The sequence below is a fragment of the Bosea sp. RAC05 genome (assembly GCF_001713455.1).
Classification (GTDB): domain Bacteria; phylum Pseudomonadota; class Alphaproteobacteria; order Rhizobiales; family Beijerinckiaceae; genus Allobosea.
The window spans coordinates 261285-279673 of the sequence record NZ_CP016463.1; the positions used below are offsets into that span (position 1 = coordinate 261285).

Sequence of the window (18389 nt, forward strand, 5' to 3'; positions counted from 1 at the left end):
CATGGCCAAAGTGCCCCACCTCGACCTCGCATCATGGCGAGCGGACGCGCCGGGCATCATTCGAGCTGTCTTCGCCGATGGCGGGTCCCTATCGCAAGTCATGCCTGGCTACGCCGCGCAGCCCGAACAGAGCCGCATGGCTCAAAACTGCGCCGCGACCATTGTTGCGGGCAAGGCAGAGGCAGCCAGCATCTCCTTCCAGCAGGCATCGACCGGGATCGGCAAGGGAATCGCCTACGGTGTGCCGCTTGCCCTGCATGCTGTCCTGACAGGCGGGCGGGTGATGGTGGCCACCCACACGATCAATCTGCAGCGTCAATGGACTGGCAAGGACGGCCGAATCGTCGCTGATGTCGTGGACAAGCTGACCGGAATTCGCCCGATCGTTGCTCTGCGGCGGTCACAACGGTCGTTCGTCTCCTGCAGCAGAACGCAGAAGTATGCTGAGATGCTGCGTGCCCAAGCGTCGGTGCCCGGTGTTGAATCCCCTGGCCTGCTGCTGATGCAGGCGGCCGCGCTAGACGAACTGGCGAATTACGTCCAGGACGTGATGGATGTCGCCGCCAGGAGCAAGGCTAGGTGCGATGAGGCTGTCGACGATTTCGAAGGTCTTATCGACACTTTTGCCGACGCTTATCCGGACCAGTGGGCACTACTCGCCAGCCTTCAGACGGATCGCATCTGCATCAATCCGCAGTCATCGAAGTCCGAACGCCTTCTCTACGAGAGATATGCTGCGCGCTCCAGGCTCGCGAATGTGCTCGTAACCACCCATGCCGCAGCTGTCATCGACCTCAAGATCGGGAGTATCCTCGACGGAATAAGTGCGAAGTTCGAAGGTATCGTTTTCGACGAGGCCGATCGGTTGCCCGATGTGGCAAAATCGATAATCGCTTCCACCAACTCGATCGGCGCTATCGGGTCGGACATTGCTGCCGTACTTCAGGCAGCGGCAGCAGACGAGGTTCCGCTGGAGATCCGCAAAAAGATCGCAGAGAGCGCAATCGATCTTCATACGAAAATCGATCAGCTGTTCGATCACTTGCGCGTGCAGGACAAAGAACTGAAGGACCGAGTTCAGCTTGAGGTCCAGAAGTCGGACCCCGTCTCGGTTATTCTGAGCGACGTTTCCGTCGGCCTGCAGGCTCTTTCGGCAGCCATCAGCAGGGGCAAGTTTCCGATCTTCCACGATGTGGTCGAGGGCCTGGAGCAGCAGGTCTACCACATTGACAATTTCCTCCAGGAAGTCGGTCTGGAGAAAAGCCAGCGCTACAGCCGGCCCGTCGTCTCATTCTCCCCGGTTCGAAGCCAGCCGTCGATTTCGCTGATCCCGCGATCGCACAAGATGCTGGTCTCTCGCCTGTGGACGGGGACCAGATCCCGCGCCAAGTCGATCATTTTTACCAGTGCGACGCTTACAGCTCCGGGAAAGCCGCCGGAGCGCGCATTCGACGACATGATCGAGATGGTCGGCCTTGACCGGCGCCGAGAACTTATCCGCACGGACCTAAGCGGCGTTTACGCGCCGGAAACGTTCGGGACGATGACATTTATGCTCGCTCATCCATCTGCGCCTGTTCCCGAGCGTAGCCTCGAGGATGAGCCGCCCTCCATCGCCTACACTGCGCATGCAGTAGGAATGGCAGCTGCAACGCGAACGACAGGCGGGAATGCGAATGTCCTTGTGCTGGTGAAGAGTCACGAAGCCGGTATCAAGATCGCAGACAAACTCGATAGGGTGCTTCCGAGCGAGGTTCGTGCGAGAAAACCAGGCGAAAAGCTCAGCGACTTGGTCGACTGGTTCAAGGCTGAGCGAGGCAGAATTCTGGTCACCGCAGGCGCGTGGGAAGGCCTCGATATCCCAGGCTGGATCGACCATCTCGTAATCCATCGGCTGCCCTTCGAGCCGCCAAGCGGCCGCTTCGCCCAATACGACGAAGGCACGTCGTTGGCCGTCACCAGCATGATGCGCCTACTTCGCCAAGGTATCGGCCGGGGCATTCGCAGGGCGTCGGACAAGGTCTGCGTCTGGATCTGTGACCCCAGGTTCGGGATGCCGGGCGATCTTGCTGCCGAGAAGTGGCTGGCAGTTCATCCGAAAGCCCATCCATCCTACCTCGCCTGTGTGGAACATCGTTTCCAGCCAGCTTTGGCGAAGGCAGGGATCATCCCGATCCCTCATTCTGGGAAGAGAGAGCAAGCCGCCAAGGGTAAAGCGCTCGCATGAGTAATGACGTATTCATCCTGAAAGCGAGCCTGCGTTCGCCGGTCATGACCGACAAACCGATCCATATCGACGGCTTGCTGCTTGCGATGCGGGAGGATCGCGACGGCCCGGATAGTGTCGGAACGCCTTTCGATGCCCTTGCCAAGACCGATGGTGTATTTCATGCCTCAGCCGGCTTTTTCGTGGGCTCGGGGCTGACGCCAGTTGTCGAAACGAAGCATGTGACAATCAAGCGCCTGCAGACCAATGGCGGTGGTGACGAGGACTGGTTCCGGAATGACGGACGATATATCCCGAAGATGAGCCCGCATCGTCCCACTGTCACACAGAATCCGACGATCGAGGGCGCCGTGGCAATCCTATGGCAGTGCCGCGGGAACGCGGATAAAGCGCTGATGCTGGCCAGACGTATCTTCTGCGTAGGTGGCCGTCGCAACAACGGATATGGCCGCGTCGAACGGTGGGATGTGCTCCCGTGTTCAGCCAGTTCGGACAAGGCTGGCTGGTTTGGTCAGGGAGGAGAGGTCCTGCGGAATCTTCCTCGGTCCTTCATCTCCGGTCGGCACCCACCAGGCAGCATGCCAGACATAGGGCGAGTCGAGCCGAGCTACGGGGGCGCTGAAGGCCGCATCGAAATCGTCAAGCCGACCCTTACCGCCATGCTCGGATCGTCCATGACCGCAAGGGCCATTCTCGCCTTCTGAGACTTGCCCGAACCAGGACCGCTGTTTGAAAAACGAATATCCTCAATAGGTTGATTTCTAGAGTCACGCCCCTGCGGGCGTGGGAGAACCGGGCCCATCTCGCTGTACGGTGAGCCACCGGATGTCACGCCCCTGCGGGCGTGGGAGAACCGCTGTCGCGGCCGGATCCGCAAAGCCGAAGGCAGTCACGCCCTCGCGGGCGTGGGAGAACCGTGGATCCCGAGCTGCTGGACCCGCTCCCATCCGTCACGCCCCTGCGGGCGTGGGAGAACCGCTGCCGTGGACGGCGGCTGCTGTCAGTGTTGCGTCACGCCCCTGCGGGCGTGGGAGAATCTGGGCCGCTGGTCTCTAGCCAAGTGTTCATGCTGTCACGCCCTTACAGGCGTGGGAGAGCCTGATTATCGACGGATCAAGGTGGTCCTGGACGGGTCACGCCCCTGCGGGCGTGGGAGAACCACGCGCTGCCATCTGAGTGCCCCAGCGGCAATTGTCACGCCCCTGCGCACGTGGGTATTCAGATAACGAAAATCGGGGACGGGCCGCCAGGATCCCTGCTCTCACAAACGATAGCGTTTGCAGTCCAAACGAGTCACAGCGACATTCCTTGAAGAAGGGATGTCGCTGATGAATCGTTTGGAATACATGATCGAGACAGACATCAAATGAGCGCCCGATCCGCACTCCGTGCGCTCAAGCGCGCTGTGTATCGAGCAATCGGCTACGACGATCGTAACTGGCTGCGCGTGCGTCAGATCGAGGCGTTCGAACGCTTCATCGCATCGAGCGACATCAAGCGAGCCGTCGAGATCTCACCAGGCTGGAGCGCGCGCTGGTCCGATCTTCTCGCGGGACGATACGAGGCCCTGCATTTCCCCGAGTTCGACATCTGCAAGGATCGTCGCGATGCTCGGGCAGATCTCGTCATTGCCGACCAGGTGCTCGAACATGTGCCGCGGCCTCTCGATGCGCTTCGCAACATCCATGCGATGCTGGAGCCTGGCGGGCATGCGCTGATCGCGACGCCCTTCCTGTTTCGAGTTCACGCCCGGCCATTCGATTTTTCGCGCTGGACGAAGGATGGGCTGGCCGAGCTGCTCGTCGAAGCAGGATTTGATCGCGATGACGTGCAGACCTTCGCGTGGGGAAACAAAGCGTGCGTTAAAGCGCACCTCGGCGGTCCTGTTCGCGATTACGGCCTGTGGCGCGACATGAGAAACGATCCCGAGTACCCGATCATGGTCTGGGCTATCGCGAGGCGGTGAACGGCCTCGCAGGCTGAAGCCGCTTGATGACCACCTCCACGTAGCGTGCGATCAAAACCCGCCTGGAGGGGAACAGCAGCATGATCGCCACATAGCTCACCTGCATGGCGAAACCCGCCACGGCGAGCTCCCAGAGGCTCCGGAGCGGCATGAAGTGGTCGACCCCGACAAGCAGGGCTGCCGTAACGCTGCAGGCGACGCCATGGGGCAGGAAGCCTGCAGCAAGGTCGCGGGCGGACACAGGCCCGCTGCGCCCGGCGAGCCACCAGAGCACGGGTAGCCGGATAACCCAATCGGTGATCGAGTACGCCGCCGCAACCCCGACTGCCCCCCAGGGCAGGCCGGCAGCGAATGCCGCGATCGCAGTGACCGCAGAGAAGCCCGACACCCTGACGAGATCGCCGCCTCGACCCTGGCTCAACAGCAGCCAGCCGATCGTGCTGGTGAAGACCTGGTGAAGCGAGCAAAGCCCGAGCCAGGCGAAGATGGGAGCGACGCCGGACCATTGCGGCCCAAGCGCGACAAGGATCAGAGGTGAAGCCAGGATCGTCGCCGTCAGGATGGCTGGCTGGGTGACCATCATCACCAATGCAGCGGCCTCCAGGTAGGCTGATCGATAGCGTTCCGGCTGTGCGGCAAGCCGCGACAGGGCAGGGACCATGACCCGGCCGATGGGAGCGTTGACCTGCTGGATCGGCATCATCAGCAAACGGTACGCTCGATCGTAAAGGCCCAATGCCCCGACGCCGAGAAAGCGTCCGATGATGACGTTGTCGGCATTGCGCGTGACGAAATTCAGGACATTGAACACCGACACGCCGGCGCCGAACCTAACGAGATTGCGGATCCCATTCAGCTTTGGCCGACCGGGCACCCACTGACAGGCCAGCCATGTTCCGACTACGGCTACCACGGAGCCTGCAATCGCCGACGCGACCAAAGCCCAGTAGCTGCGCCACATCAATGCGCAGGCCAAAGCTGTGATGAAGCCCAGCAGCGGTCCCGCGACTTCGATGACAGCAAGATGCCGAAAGCGCATCTGGCGCGTTAGAAGGGCGCTGTGCTGAGCCTGGAGCGAGCCAATCAAGGGCAAGATGGAGCACGCCTGCAGAATGCCGGCGAGCTCTTGGCGTCCAAAGAACGAGGCGATCGGCCAGGCACAGACAAAAACGAGAAGGCTGGCGGCAGCTCCAGACGCAATCGCTAACCAGAAGAGCGTCGACGATCGCTCGTGATCCATCTCCGCCTCACGGATCGTCACCTGAGATATGCCGAGATCCTGGAACAGCGCGGCCAGCCCCAGAACCGGCAGAGCCATCGCGAAGAGACCATAGTCATCGGGGGCAAGAAGTCGTGAGATGAGGACAATCCCCGCCATCCCGATGAGGATCCTCAAGACCTGCGAGATGCCGAGCACGAGAACGCTGCGGGCAGCCGCCGCGCGCCCGGCGACTTCATTGGCCTTGAAGGTATGGGACGGGGTTGATGAATCGGTCACAGAGCATCTCGGGTCATTGCTCGATCAGCAACCAATCGGTGGGGAACGTCAATTCCAGATCGTGCGCTATCCATAATCATGGCAATGATTGCAGGAACGTTCCTGTGAATCGGTGCTCTTGATGAACTACCGCTCGGTTTCAGATCTCAGCCTCCTGATTGCCAGGAACATGGATCGATTGCCCCGTGACATCGATGTCGTCGTGGGCATCCCGCGTAGTGGTCTGATGGTCGCATCGTTGATCGCGCTCGCCACGAACCGCCCGATGGCCGACGTCGCAGGATTTTGCGAGGGACGTCTCCTGGCCTCAGGGCACACCCGTCGACATGCAGGTCTCGATGTCGAGGCAGGCGTTGTCAGGCGGATCCTGCTCATCGACGACAGCATCGACACCGGCACGTCTCTCACGCAGGCACAGCGGGCGATTGCTGCAGCACGGCCGGCGGTTGAAGTGGTGACGCTCGTCGCCTTTGCAACTACCCGGAGTGCTCCCGTCGACATCTCGCTTGAAGTCGTTCCCCACCCGCGCGCATTCGAGTGGAACATCATGCATCACCCTATCCTTGAAAGGGCCTGCGTGGATATTGATGGCGTCGTCTGTGTCGATCCGACCGAAGACGAAAACGATGATGGACTGCGCTATGCCCAGTTTCTCGATCACGCCAAGGCGCTTCACCTGCCCACGCGTCGGGTCGGAGCCTTCGTGACCAATCGCCTCGAAAAGTACAGGCCTCATACCGAGCGGTGGCTCGAACAGGCTGGGCTCAGCTACGGTCACCTGATCATGCTCGACCTGCCAAACAAGGCAGCTCGTATTCGGAGCGGCTCGCATGCGCTCCACAAGGCGACATTCTACCGGCAGTCAGCGTTCGAGCTGTTCGTCGAGAGCGACGTTCGGCAGGCATCCGAGATCGCCCGGTTGTCAGGAAAGCCCGTGTATTGTCTGGAGGACCGAAGCGTTCATACGCCAGGCAGCTTTACTGCGCCGGCAATTTCGAACCGTTCTGGGCAGATCGCTCGAAGCTTGATCTGGATCACCAAAAGTGCGGGCAAGAAGGTGGTCGGCGACAGGGTCTACGGAACCTTCAAGCGTCTCGCTGGGCGTGCATGAGGCGTTTGATGGGTGAAAGCGTCGACGACTTGATCTGCCATGCAGCTGCCGCGACCAGTTGAAGAAACCGCTTCAATGCCACTGCACGAGGAGTGATAACGACGGCGCGGAGACCCTTCATCAAGCCGATTATCCGCCGTCCTTCGACATGGAAAGCGAGCTCAGCCGGAAAGAGAGCATGTTCAGCCGCAACGTCTGAGCGCCGCTCTGGGTCAGAAATACGCGGCAGGATCCGGGCGAAGATCGCCTTGTGGCCCGCCAGGACTTTCGACTGGGAGTTCGAGATGCGAACGTGATTGCCCTCACTGTATCGGACGAGCGATCGCGTGACTGTCGAGATCGGGCCCGTGGCTGCGATCCTCAGGAAAAGATCCCAATCCTGGCAAGAAGGCAGTGCCGGATCGAAGCCGCCTATCGACTTGAGCACATCCGCCCGGACAATCGCGTTTGATGTCGAACCCAGAGTGTTTTTGATCCAGAGGTCGCTTTCCTGGAATGGTGCGGGCGGGATGAGCTCGTAAAGGGTCTCGCCATCACGATAGGCTGTCATCCCGCAAAAACATGCGATCGCTTCAGCGTTGCGCCCTAGCTCGTCGAGCTGAACCTCGATCTTTTCGGCATCCCAGAGGTCGTCCGAGTCAAGGAACGCAATCCAGTCTCCTTGAGCTGCCTCGATCCCGTTGTTGCGCGCCACGCAGGCTCCGCCGTTGACTGGTGAGGCGAGAATGCGAACCCGGGCATCGCTCCGGAACGATGCGTTGACGTGCTCGATGGTGTCGTCGGCCGAACAGTCGTCGACGACAATGACCTCGTCGACGGCATGGGTTTGATTCAGAGCACTCTCGACCGCTGCAATGACCTGGTCGCGACGGTTGTGGGTCGGAATGACGACGGAAAGCTTCATCAGAGAACCTCGCGCTCAACGCGGGGGAGGCGTCTTTGGAGCGCCTTGGCAATGCGGCAGCAAAGACGCCAGGCGGGAAGTCCGAAGGACACAGCGAGATAGACCGGGAACCTGATCTGCCGAGGCGCCGTAGCGACGAAGCCCTCCCGCCAGAACGAGGTCAGCATCGCATTGATGATCGACTTCGGTGAGCGCCAACGCGTGTTCTGATGCACGAACGAGCTGTAATGGGATGCTCCGAAGCCAAGCGAATGTCGCAAGGGCGAGAGGAAGGCGACCCACGGCGCCTGTGGCTTGAGAAGGAACCCATCGAGACGGCGCAATGTGAGATCAGCGCTGTTCGTCGCTTCGTCGACGAGCTGATGCTCAACCAAGAGACGGCAGGTCGCTACAACTCCCTGGTGGAGCCGCTCTGCGACGAAGATCCGGGTCTCTTCATCCGCCTGGACGTGACGCACCGGCTCAAACGAACCGGATCTCTCCTCCAGCCCGATGATCCCGTGCTCGGGCGATGCAAACAGCAGCTCAACGAACTCGGTGCATCGATCGAGCGCTTTGCGGGCGTGTGCGGGTCCGTCGCCGTGATAGAGCCAGCCCCAAGCGGGGAAGCTGGCATTGGCGGCATAGGCTTCGGGCTTGGTACCGAGATAGACACCAGCCACTGTGGTTGCCCAGTTGCTCTCGTCGACGAGCTTTTGAAGCGCGTGCTGAATCGAGCAAAACCAACCGACATCGACGATCAAGCTCGTTCCTGACCGGTCGAAACCCACACTTTCCAGGTAGCGTCTGAACACCGCTCGCTCTTGCGAAGCGCGGGCCACTATGGCCGCTTCGCACACGAGCAGTGCCTTGGCGAGCTTGTCGCTTCGAGGATTGACAGTCTCGATATCAAAGCCGCCAGCCGCCGCTGCGCGCATGGTCAGGTCTGGATCCACGATGCCGACGCGCCGAAGGATATCTCCGAGCGTCATGTGGTCTTTCCCGCCTGACAGGAATTTGAGCGCCGTTGCGTCGATCCGCGTGATGGCTGTGAAGTTCACGACCCGACGCGAGGCATGCAGGTAGACATGCGGACGCTGATCATCTGGATAGAGCACCTCGTATGCCTTCTGGATCACGAGGCCGTCACGAGCGAGGAAGTAGATCGAATGCGCGCCGAGTCGATCAGCTCTGCGGCGGATTTCCGCGCAAAGACCGACGATCATCGGTGCTGCAATCGAGACTGCAATCTGCTGCCAGAAATCATCCGCATCGCCGACTTTGGGTTCGGACTGCGCGACGATCGTGCCGATGCGCCGGTAGATCCCGTCCACCCAGTCGGTATCTGAGCTGATCCCGAGAGGATCCTCCTTGAGATGAGTGTGTATGGTTCGGATGCCCCGACTGCGGGCACTCATGACGTCTGCGCGCTCATTATCCCCAAGATGAAGCCATCGGCGAAAGGGGACACCCTCCAGCGCCTCGATCTCATCAAAGATGCGCCCAGAGTTCTTGGTGAAGCCCAATTCGCTCGAAACGTACAATGGGATCGAGCCGTACCCGCATTTGGCCAGAATAGCACTGACAGCATCTGCCGGCAGATACATGTCCGAGATCGCGATGATCCGGTGACCGGCCGCGACAGCCTCATCGAAGATAGTCTTGATGTCGGACCGCGGGCGACAGAGCGAGATCTCGGTTTCGATTTCGGCAGTCATGCAAGCGTCTGGCGTGCCTCGAAGGCGCCCAGCCATCTGGGCATAAATTTGCGCCAGGGTGACATCTTCTGCCGTGGAGGTGCCCGAATGACGACGCGCATTCATCTCAGCGGCTACCCGCAATTTGGCGAAGTCAGATGGAAAGAGGTCAGGCCGACGCCGTGCCATGATCTCGAAGACGTCAACAGGGCGCCCGACGGCGCGCAACACGAGCGTGTCGAAGACATCGAAAGAAACGAGGTCAAGGTCAGTGGGGAAACCCATCAGGGGAGCACCCATCACCTGATCGCTCCCGCATATCCGAACAGGACATCACGAATGCCCACGAAGGGGGATCGGGTATCCTTGATCGCCTTTGCGAGGTCTTTTGCCAGCATGCCGCACGCGGACCAGATGAACGGCAGGCCGAGACGGCCCTTCCGATGGATCTGGAACCTCGCGGCATTGCCGACACGAGCCTTCAGGCGCTCGCGCATGTTGCCACGACCGCCTTCGATGGCGAGGTGGTAAACTCGGAGGTTCGGATCGACCACCAGCTTGCCCCATCGGCTCGCCTCATAAGACAGGACGAGGTCTTCACAGGGGGAGTGGCCTGTGAGCCAGGACATGTCAGGCAGGCGAAGCAGAGCAGAGCGCCTGAAGGCCATGTTGCATCCGTGAAGGAACTCCGAGGCGAAGGCGTCGGCCTGCAGTCGCCACATCGCCTGGGAGTAGTTCATGCCGCTTGCACTCAATTTGCCGGGATCACCGGACGACATGAGAAAAAGCCGCGCGAAGGCTTCTCCCAGCCCACCCTGCCCAGCTGGCAACGACAGCTGATCGACACCGCCAACACCGGCGATATCCGGATTGTCCGCGAAGGTGTTCAGCACCCGGCTCAGGTAGTTGCGTCCGATGGTGACGTCGTCATCAAGGAACAGGACGATCTCAGAGCTGGCCTCTAAGACCGCCAGCTTTCTGGACTCATACAGCCCCCGCATATCGGGGCTCTTGCGCAGATATCGCAGAGTGGCGCCGGCAACGACGGCATCCATTGCCCAGGCTTCGACCGTAGCGTCTTCGATTTCGCCGTCGTCGACCAGGATGACCTCGACGCCGGTGCCGAGATGGCGCGCCTGACGCCAGATGTGGCTGAGCGTGAGCGCCACGCTGGCGGGGCGGTTTCTGGTGCAGATAGCGATGGACAGGGACTGGTCGGGAGACGTCATGCGATTCGCGGCACCGTGAAAGGAATGAGCTAAACTCCTATAGGAGAGAGCGCTTATCAATGGTCTGGCGAACGCAATCCTCGTGGATTGCGAAACGATCTGTGAACCGATCCTTGATCCGAAAATTGGAATGCACCACGATCCTGGGACTGAAAAGCGCAAACCCGGAATCGACATGCAGAAGACAGCCAACCTGATCGTCGCAGCCCTGGCGGCGATTGCGGTCGTTTCCCCATTCGTGATCTTCATGGCCTTGCCGGTGTTTGACGGCGGGGTATTTCGGCAGGTCGAGACGGTATCGGTCGGACTGCATGTCCTCGCGAGTGCGACAGCGATGCTTCTGATGCTGCTGACGACGGTTGCGCCGGCCGCAGTCAGTCATTCCATCTCTAAGCCAGCACTATGGATCGCTGCGATTGCGGCGCTTGGCGCGCTGCTGGCGACCTTCGGCTTCGGCGATGACTGGCGCCGGTCGCTCCACGGCACGATGGAGCATGGGGTTGGCATCCTCTGGCATCTGGAGCTGGCGATCCTCGTGCTGGGCTTCCACGTTGCATGGCGCGACAGACCCGAATGGCGTGTCGCGATGGCTTTGGGCGCACCGATCTCGGTCGCCATCTGCGCGATCCTGCATCTGACCAAGCCTGTCTGGAGCGAAGGCGTCACCTTCACCGTCTATGACTTCCCGGAATACATCGGCATCAATGCGCTCTTCGCCGCCGTGCCGCTTCTGGCCCTTCGCCGCCGTTGGAGCGTTGCGATGGCGATTACGATCGCGCTGGCGGGTACGGTGGTGGCGGCCAATCGCTCTGTCGGGCTTGCGCTGGCCATCGCCCTACTCGGGATCGTTCTGGCGAGGCGCTGTCATGACCAGAGGAAGCTATCGCAGGCGGCGGCTTCACTGGCTGTCGCGGCGACGCTGGCAATAGCCGTCGCGCTTCCACTACTGGCACCAGTGTTCCAGGGCGTTGCGATTTCCTCGGTCAGCGTCGCTCCTGGCATTCCCTCAACGGCGCCAATCGACCATGTCGCTATTGCGACCAAGCCCTATGGGACGCTCTGGCAGCGTTCGGTGACCGCGCGACTGGTTGCCCATGACGTGCTCGCCGATCCGGCTCACCTCATCGCAGGCCGCGGCTTCGGCGCTTTCGATACGGTTGCCCAGACGCGAAGCCGTGAGGCGCCGGGTCGCCGCATGCAGACTCCGTTGCCAACGGCGTCGCTCGCCTACTGGGACGGCGACCAGAAGGCAGCGTTCCACTCTCATAACGCCCTGCTCGAAACTGTGCTGTCCGTTGGCCTTCTGGGAGGCCTTCTCTGGCTGGGTTTTGTCTATTCCGTCGGCCGAGAAATTCGCGCCTGGAGACCGGAAGCAGCCATCACTTTCCTCTCGGCAATCGTGGTGGGTGGCTCTCTCTGGTTCTTCGTCAACGCGGCCGCTCCGCTGATTGCGCTCGGCCTCGTGGCCGTTCTCAACCCTGCAGCTCGGCGATCAGGCCCGCTGGTGCAGCCCAATCTCAATTCAGTGAGCCTTTCCTCGGTGATCATGACGCTGGGCTTCGGCCTGGTTTCGATCTGCTTCGCTGCCGCTGCCGCGTTCGCCTATTCTGCAGCAGCGGGCGCACGCTTCGAGCGAGCTTTTGTCCCGCTGCCGGCCGTGCCGGCCGGTGTCTGCAGCGGCTTCAGCGCCGTTTCGATGCCGAGCCATGAACTGAATGCCCAGCTCTATCGCGTCATGCTTCGTCGGATCGAGGCTAGGCCCGATCAGCTGGCAATCGTCGACCTCGCCATGCTGAGGAACAACATCGCCAGTTATTCATGCCTGATGCGCTCCTATGCGGCGCGTGGTGACGTGCTTGGAGCCATGACCTCGCTCGACGCGCGCTGGCGCCTCGCTCAGGTGTTGGGTTCTGACAACCCAATCCTGTTGAAGACGCTGAGCGAGGATTTTGCCTTCTGGGGCGATGACCTCGACCTGTACCTGAAGCTGGCCCCCGGCCGGACCGACAAGGTCATCCCTTTCATCACCTGGCTGGACGCTGAGAAGCGGCCCCAGGAGGTTGTCGCGGCCGTCGGCCGGTTTCTGCCGCGCACTATCGAGACTGACCCTGTCAGGCACTGGCTACTCGCCAAACAGGCTCAGGCTCTCGGCGACAAGCGCGCCTATCAGACCGCCATCAAACGCGCCCTGGAACTCGGGCTGGCAAACCTGATGCCCATCGATCTGGCGGTTGTGCGTTCCTTTTTCGAGGCGCGCTCATGAAACCGACCCTCGTCTATGTGGCGTCGCGCTGGCCATGGCCCATCGCCTCGGGCCGCCAGCGTATGATTGCCCAGACCTTGGAAGTCGCGGCCAGGACGCATGAAATCGTGCTGATCGCGGTCTCGAACGACGCGCATCCTGGCTCTGCCATTCCCGGCTATGTCGCCAAGACGGTTCACCTGCGCCGCCCGGGCGTCATCAGCTCGGCGATCTCGGTGATCTTCGAGCCTCACGCTCCGCTTCAGAGCCATCTGTTTGCGGCCGGCGAGACGTCGAAGGCGATCCTGCGTGAGATCGCCGATACGAAGCCGTCCGTCGTGATGCTCGACATGATCCGATTGGCAGGTCTGGTCGAGGATATTCGGCTGGTGTCGGCAAATAGCCGCGTGATCGTCGACATGGACGATCGACTGTCCGACCGCTATCGGCAGATGCGCCGCGGCGGAGAGAGAAACCTGCTGGGTTCATATGCTGCAAAGACGCCCTCTTTGCTGAAGCGAATTGCGGGCATTGCTCCGGGGCTTCTCCTCGGCCTCGAGGCCAGGCTGACAGCGAATGCCGAGGCTAGAGCCGCCCGTCAGGCTGATGCGGTCGTGCTGGTATCACCGCGAGAAGCGAGGAACTACCACACCGACTTCGCACGCACTGGCCTGGAAGTCGTGGCAATCCCTCCGTCCGTCGAGAAAGCCGTCGTTGCGCGGCGGGACTTCAGCCATGGCATCCGGTTCGTTTTTCTCGGGAACGCCAATTATGCGCCAAACGCTCAGGCGCTGCGCTATCTCGATGCAATGGCCGGGCGCCTGAAGGGAGACGCAGCATCACGCACCTCCTTCAGCTTTCAGGCTGCGGGCCCGGGCACCGAGAGTTTTCCGCTGGAACACGTCGAAGGGCTTGGCTTCGTCGCTGATCTCGACAGCTTCCTCGGGCCCGATGCCGTGATGGTTGCCCCGATCGTCACCGGCACGGGGATCAAGACGAAACTCCTCGATGCGATGGCGCGCGGTGTCCCCATCATCACCACCCTCAAGGGCGTGGAGGGGCTCGACCTGCAAGAGGGTATCGACGCCGTGGTGTGCGCCTCTCCCGATATGATCGAGAAGACAATCGGGAATCTGGTCGCAGAGGGTGGAAGGAAGGACGTCCTCAGCTGGCTGGGCATGGCGAGTGCAGCCGTGGCCCGGAAGGACCATGACCCCGAGACCATTGCTGCGACGATCACGGGACTGCTGAACAGAGAGCGCGACCTGCTGCGCGTTGCTGCCTGATGACCTCGCCCGACGCTGCGGACCATCGCTTTCGGCAGGTTGGCAAGCCGGTGACGATGCCGCTGCGATCGCGCGGCGTCCTCAGCCGGCTGGTTCACGCCGGCGCCCTTGTTTCGTCCGACATCGTTGCCGCGTTCGTGGCATCAGGGCTGGCGTTCAAGCTGGCGCATATGATCAGCGAGTTGCTGCGCGACCATCAATTCGTGAGCCTGTCAAAAGCAGTGCAGGACAGGGCACCATTCGCATTCCCGGTCCTGCTGGTCTGCGCATTGTGGATGCACTCGCGGGGGCATTACAGCGAACGCATCCCGTTCTGGAGCGAAGTTCGTGACGTCATCTCGGCAGCCGCGCTCTGCCTGGTTGCCGAGGGATTCATCGAATACGCGGCAAAGGAGCATGTCAGCCGCCTGTGGGTGGCCATATCCTGGGCTCTCTACATCCCGATCTGCGTCCTGGTGCGCTCGTGGATCAAATGGGCGCTGACACGCCTGGCGATCCGTCGAATGGACGTTTTTCTGTTCGGTGACCCTGAGGGACCCGTCCGGACCGCGATCGAGGCAGAGACGCTGCTGGGGTTCAAGGTGGTCGGAGCCAGCATCGACGCTCATGCTGGCGATGCGGCGCACCTCGTGCGCCGATCCGGGGCCAGGATGGCGGTGATTGCCATGGGAGGCGATAGCGACATCCAGGCCACCAGCATTGCCCACCACCTGTCGCATGAGGGCGTCCCGTTCGCATTGTGCCCGCCTTTGGGTGGGCTGGGCCTCGCCTCGATGCGGCCGCTCGTGCTGTTTGGCCATGATGCCGTTCTCCTGGTCGAGCGCCGCGGCCTCGACAATCCGGTCGCTCGGGTCATCAAGCGATTGGTCGACGTCATGTGCTCGATGCTCGGCCTCATCGTTCTTGGACCTGTCGCTGTAACGTTTGCCATGCTGGTCGCGTTGGACGGCGGCAATCCGTTCTACGCCCAGACGCGCGTTGGGCGCCGCGGCCGCATGATCCGCGTCTGGAAGATCCGCTCCATGGTTTTGGACGCAGACCAGCGTTTGGCCTCGCTATTGGCGTCCGACCCGCAGGCAAGAGACGAATGGGCCCGAGACCGCAAGCTGAAGCAAGATCCTCGCACGACCAGGATCGGCCGCTTCATGCGCACCAGTGCCATCGACGAAATTCCCCAGCTCTGGAATGTCCTGGCAGGCGAGATGTCTCTTGTCGGTCCGCGGCCCGTCGTTGCGGCGGAGCTTGAGCGCTACGGAGATGCAGCCAGGATCTATCTCGGCGTAAACCCGGGGCTGACCGGTCTGTGGCAGGTCTCGGGCCGCAACGACACAACCTATGACCGCCGCATCGAGCTCGATGCCTGGTACGTCAGAAACTGGTCTCTTTGGATCGATGCTGTCGTGCTGATGAAGACATTGCCGGCGCTCATGGTGCGGCGCGGCGCCTATTGAGGCATCCGCCAACCACGCGAATCGTGGATAGCGTACAAGGATTGAGTATTTTTGATCCGCATGTTCAAGCATGATGGAACGATACGATTCATTGCATCAGGACACGCCATGCGTATTCAGACCATCGCGCTTTTCATCGTCGCTACCTCTGTCCTTGGGGGGTGTGCGCGCGATACGCTGCAGCACGGACCTTTCCTGATCGGAGCTGCGCGACCCGACATTCGGGATGGCGTCTGCTGCCCGTCCCAGGAAATCCGGTCGCAGGACGCCCGCAGCTACTGGACACCCTGCGAGAAGGCCGTGCTCGGCTGCGGGATCAACACTGCAATCCCGGCTCACGAAGTCATTGTCGAGGAGCGCATCGATCTGAAGCGCATGGACCGCTCGACCGACTTCCGCCGCCGGCCGCGCTCGGCCTGGGACGGCTGAGCCTCAGAGTTCGTAGACCACGACCTGGATCGAGGCGATTTCCTGTTCGATGATCGCCTCGATCTCCTTCCAGTCGCCGCCGCCCAGATCCGAGCCGATCTTCGGGATTGCCAGCCGCGGCTGATCGAAGAAGAACCCTTCCTGACGGGCGAGGTGTCTGGCCGCGCCGCGCTCGATCATCGCGAACGCTGCTCGCACGGCGTCATAGCTGACCCAGCGCTGTCTCGGTTCACCCTTCCTCTGGATCTTCTCCTGTGTGATCAGGTGCAAGACGATGCGGTCGGGACCGATCCAGGGGATGACCTGACCAAGCGTGTATCCGGGTTGGTCGAGGTAGATCTGGGCAGCCTCGGGATAGGTGTCCGCCAGAGCTTTTGCGAAGCCCTTGCCCATTTTCCCGAGCGCGTTGCAGCCATGGGCGATCGCGCGCTCCGGGCCCTTGAACAGATCCCCACGACGGTACTCAAGCTTCATCAGGGATCCCCGTCAGGCCGCGTAGGCCTGGGCGTGAGCATCGACCCCGAAGAAGACGTCCTCGGGCTTCAGGACGACGCTGGTGACGCCGCCATAGGTTGAGACCTCGGCAACTCCGACCACATCCACCTGCTTGCCTTCGGAGCGCGACAGCTGGTCGCCGAGAGGCGTTCCGATCGCGTTGAAGAGCAGGATGACGGTATCGCCTTCGGATCCTGACAGCCAAGCCTTCACGTGAAGTGACTTCAGAATCTGCACCTTGCGAACGAAGCCCCCGATTACGCCGATACGCGGCTTTGGGTTGCCCTGGCCGAACGGCGCCAGCTTGTCGAACGCTTCGACGAGGTCTGGCTGGAGCGCCCCGCATTCCATGAGGAAATCGACGGCGACAGCCGGCGGCTCGAAGCCCGTAATGGACGCGTTCATGAACGCCCTGAGCGCGTCGAGCTTGGGCGCATCGAGGGTGAGGCCAGCTGCAGCTGCGTGACCGCCTCCCTTGACCAGAAGACCTGCTTGATAGGCCGCGATCACGTTCTCACCGATATTGTAGCCATCGACCGACCGGCAGGAGCCCTTGCCTGAATTGCCGATGATGATCGCCGGCTTGTCGAAGGCCTCACGCACCTTTGCCGCGACCAGGCCGACGACACCCGGATGCCAGTTCTCATCGTGAAGGACGATGACGCCGGTGCCGGTATCCTGCCCGGTTTCGACGACAGCGTCCTTCGCCGACTGGACAGCCAGCTTTTGCATCTTCTGTCGCTCCTGGTTCATTTCGTGGAGCTGAAGCGCGAGGAACTCGGCGCGCTTGGGATCCTCGGTCACGAGGAGCTCCGCGCCCAGGCTCATATCGTCGATCCTCCCCGCGGCATTGATGCAGGGACCGAAGACGAAGCCGCAGGAGACAGGGGTGAAGTTCTGCTCGCCAGTCGCGTCGACCAGGGCGCGAATGCCGGCGATGTCGCCCATGCGGGGAAGGCCCAAGGCGACATAAGCCCGGTTGAGGCCGACGAGTGGCACGACGTCAGCGACTGTTCCCAGGGCGACGAGGCCCAGCAGGCCACGAATGTCGGGAGGCGTCATGGCCTTGCGCTCGAAGAAGCCTGTCACTCGCAGCTCGCGCATGACGGCGACAGCAAACAGGAAGGCCAGGCCGGCCGTGCAGAGATAGTCGAGCGAGCGATCTTCGTCAGGACGCTTGGGATTGACCAAGACGGCATCGGGCAGCGTCTCACCCGCCTCGTGGTGATCGATGATCAGAACGTCGAGTTCGAGCGACCGGGCGCGCGCGACCGGCTCGATCGCAGCCGTGCCGGAATCGAGAATGACCAGAAGACTGGCGCCGACCGCGGCGATCTCGTCCACGAGCCTCGTATTGGGGCCGTATCCGTCTCGAATGCGATGCGGGATCCGCCAGACGACCTTCTCATGCCCGAGCATCCGCAGGAAACGAATGACGATAGCCGACGAGGTCGCGCCATCGACGTCATAGTCCCCGATCAGTCCGATGCTTTCCCCGGCCTCGACGGCTTTGGCGAAGCGAGCCGCGGCGACCTGCATATCCGCAAGCCGGCTGGGGTCCGGCATCGACGCCTTGAAGTTGGGGTTGAAAAACGACTCCAGATCGCCGGCCCCGCGTGCTGCGGCAACGGCCGCCACGCGAGGATCGATTTCGCCGGGAACGCTATGGGGAGGCGCGGCGCGCAGCGAGTACGTCCGGTTCTTGGCCGATCGCGGGGCGCAGAACTTCGGAGGCGAATTGGCGATTTCTGTCATGGTCCGAATGTGAATGAATCGGCGGCAAGTGTCGACGTCGGCAATTCGCAATCCACGTCAATCCGAAGGAATGAAAAGCGAATCGTTTGACGCTCGCCAGGCAGTCGCTTCAGATCGCGA

Annotated in this window: 14 protein-coding genes; 8 read left to right on the forward strand and 6 right to left on the reverse strand. The window is 61.6% G+C overall.

Annotated features, from left to right (window positions below):
* The first annotated feature begins 1 nt into the window (after window position 1).
* The 3 genes from BSY19_RS01290 to BSY19_RS01300 all read left to right on the forward strand — a co-directional run bounded on the left by BSY19_RS01290 (window position 2) and on the right by BSY19_RS01300 (window position 4193).
* Window positions 2-2227 (forward strand): ATP-dependent DNA helicase, encoded by a 2226-nt coding sequence (locus BSY19_RS01290; protein ID WP_069052505.1) that lies wholly within the window; start codon window positions 2-4, stop codon window positions 2225-2227.
* Window positions 2224-2931: a hypothetical protein gene (locus BSY19_RS01295; protein WP_069052506.1), complete on the forward strand. Its 708-nt coding sequence runs from the start codon at window positions 2224-2226 to the stop codon at window positions 2929-2931. Before BSY19_RS01290 ends, BSY19_RS01295 begins: the two co-directional genes overlap by 4 nt.
* A 662-nt stretch (window positions 2932-3593) precedes the next feature.
* A complete protein-coding gene (locus BSY19_RS01300) occupies window positions 3594-4193 on the forward strand; it encodes a class I SAM-dependent methyltransferase (RefSeq protein ID WP_069052507.1) in 600 nt (199 codons plus the stop codon).
* On the opposite strand, the gene BSY19_RS01305 is transcribed toward BSY19_RS01300, so the two are convergent.
* A complete protein-coding gene (locus BSY19_RS01305; RefSeq protein ID WP_069052508.1) occupies window positions 4177-5691 on the reverse strand; it encodes a lipopolysaccharide biosynthesis protein in 1515 nt (504 codons plus the stop codon). The two genes, BSY19_RS01300 and BSY19_RS01305, sit on opposite strands and share 17 nt — an antisense overlap.
* 121 nt (window positions 5692-5812) lie before the next feature.
* On the opposite strand from BSY19_RS01305, the gene BSY19_RS01310 reads away from it, so the two are divergent.
* Complete coding sequence (locus BSY19_RS01310; RefSeq protein WP_069052509.1) at window positions 5813-6802, forward strand: phosphoribosyltransferase family protein; 990 nt, start codon at window positions 5813-5815, stop codon at window positions 6800-6802.
* Here BSY19_RS01310 and BSY19_RS01315 read toward each other — a convergent pair.
* From BSY19_RS01315 to BSY19_RS01325, 3 genes are read right to left on the reverse strand one after another with little or no spacing between them, the layout of a single operon-like run.
* Window positions 6777-7706 carry a glycosyltransferase family 2 protein gene (locus tag BSY19_RS01315; RefSeq protein ID WP_069052510.1) on the reverse strand — a complete coding sequence of 310 codons (930 nt, stop codon included), beginning with the start codon at window positions 7704-7706 and terminating at the stop codon, window positions 6777-6779. The two genes, BSY19_RS01310 and BSY19_RS01315, sit on opposite strands and share 26 nt — an antisense overlap.
* Window positions 7706-9682 (reverse strand): hypothetical protein, encoded by a 1977-nt coding sequence (locus tag BSY19_RS01320; RefSeq protein WP_069052511.1) that lies wholly within the window; start codon window positions 9680-9682, stop codon window positions 7706-7708. Before BSY19_RS01320 ends, BSY19_RS01315 begins: the two co-directional genes overlap by 1 nt.
* Window positions 9682-10611: a glycosyltransferase family 2 protein gene (locus BSY19_RS01325; protein ID WP_069052512.1), complete on the reverse strand. Its 930-nt coding sequence runs from the start codon at window positions 10609-10611 to the stop codon at window positions 9682-9684. Before BSY19_RS01325 ends, BSY19_RS01320 begins: the two co-directional genes overlap by 1 nt.
* Window positions 10612-10786: 175 nt before the next feature.
* Between BSY19_RS01325 and BSY19_RS01330 the strand changes: the two genes are divergently transcribed.
* The 4 genes from BSY19_RS01330 (at window position 10787) to BSY19_RS01345 (ending at window position 16019) form a co-directional block, all read left to right on the forward strand.
* Entirely contained in the window at window positions 10787-12874 is a 2088-nt protein-coding gene (locus tag BSY19_RS01330) for a hypothetical protein (RefSeq protein WP_069052513.1), read from the forward strand.
* A complete protein-coding gene (locus tag BSY19_RS01335; RefSeq protein ID WP_069052514.1) occupies window positions 12871-14139 on the forward strand; it encodes a glycosyltransferase family 4 protein in 1269 nt (422 codons plus the stop codon). The genes BSY19_RS01330 and BSY19_RS01335 overlap by 4 nt, the downstream gene beginning before the upstream one ends.
* Entirely contained in the window at window positions 14139-15590 is a 1452-nt protein-coding gene (locus tag BSY19_RS01340) for an exopolysaccharide biosynthesis polyprenyl glycosylphosphotransferase (RefSeq protein ID WP_236840361.1), read from the forward strand. Before BSY19_RS01335 ends, BSY19_RS01340 begins: the two co-directional genes overlap by 1 nt.
* A 108-nt stretch (window positions 15591-15698) precedes the next feature.
* Window positions 15699-16019: a hypothetical protein gene (locus tag BSY19_RS01345; RefSeq protein ID WP_069052515.1), complete on the forward strand. Its 321-nt coding sequence runs from the start codon at window positions 15699-15701 to the stop codon at window positions 16017-16019.
* Window positions 16020-16022: 3 nt separating this feature from the next.
* Here BSY19_RS01345 and BSY19_RS01350 read toward each other — a convergent pair whose 3' ends face one another.
* On the reverse strand, window positions 16023-16412 hold the full coding sequence (locus BSY19_RS01350; protein ID WP_171905056.1) for a macro domain-containing protein: 390 nt from the start codon (window positions 16410-16412) through the stop codon (window positions 16023-16025).
* Window positions 16413-16505: 93 nt separating this feature from the next.
* Window positions 16506-18320, reverse strand: a complete 1815-nt coding sequence (recJ, locus tag BSY19_RS01355; RefSeq protein ID WP_150129373.1) for a single-stranded-DNA-specific exonuclease RecJ — start codon at window positions 18318-18320, stop codon at window positions 16506-16508.
* Window positions 18321-18389 lie beyond the last annotated feature (69 nt).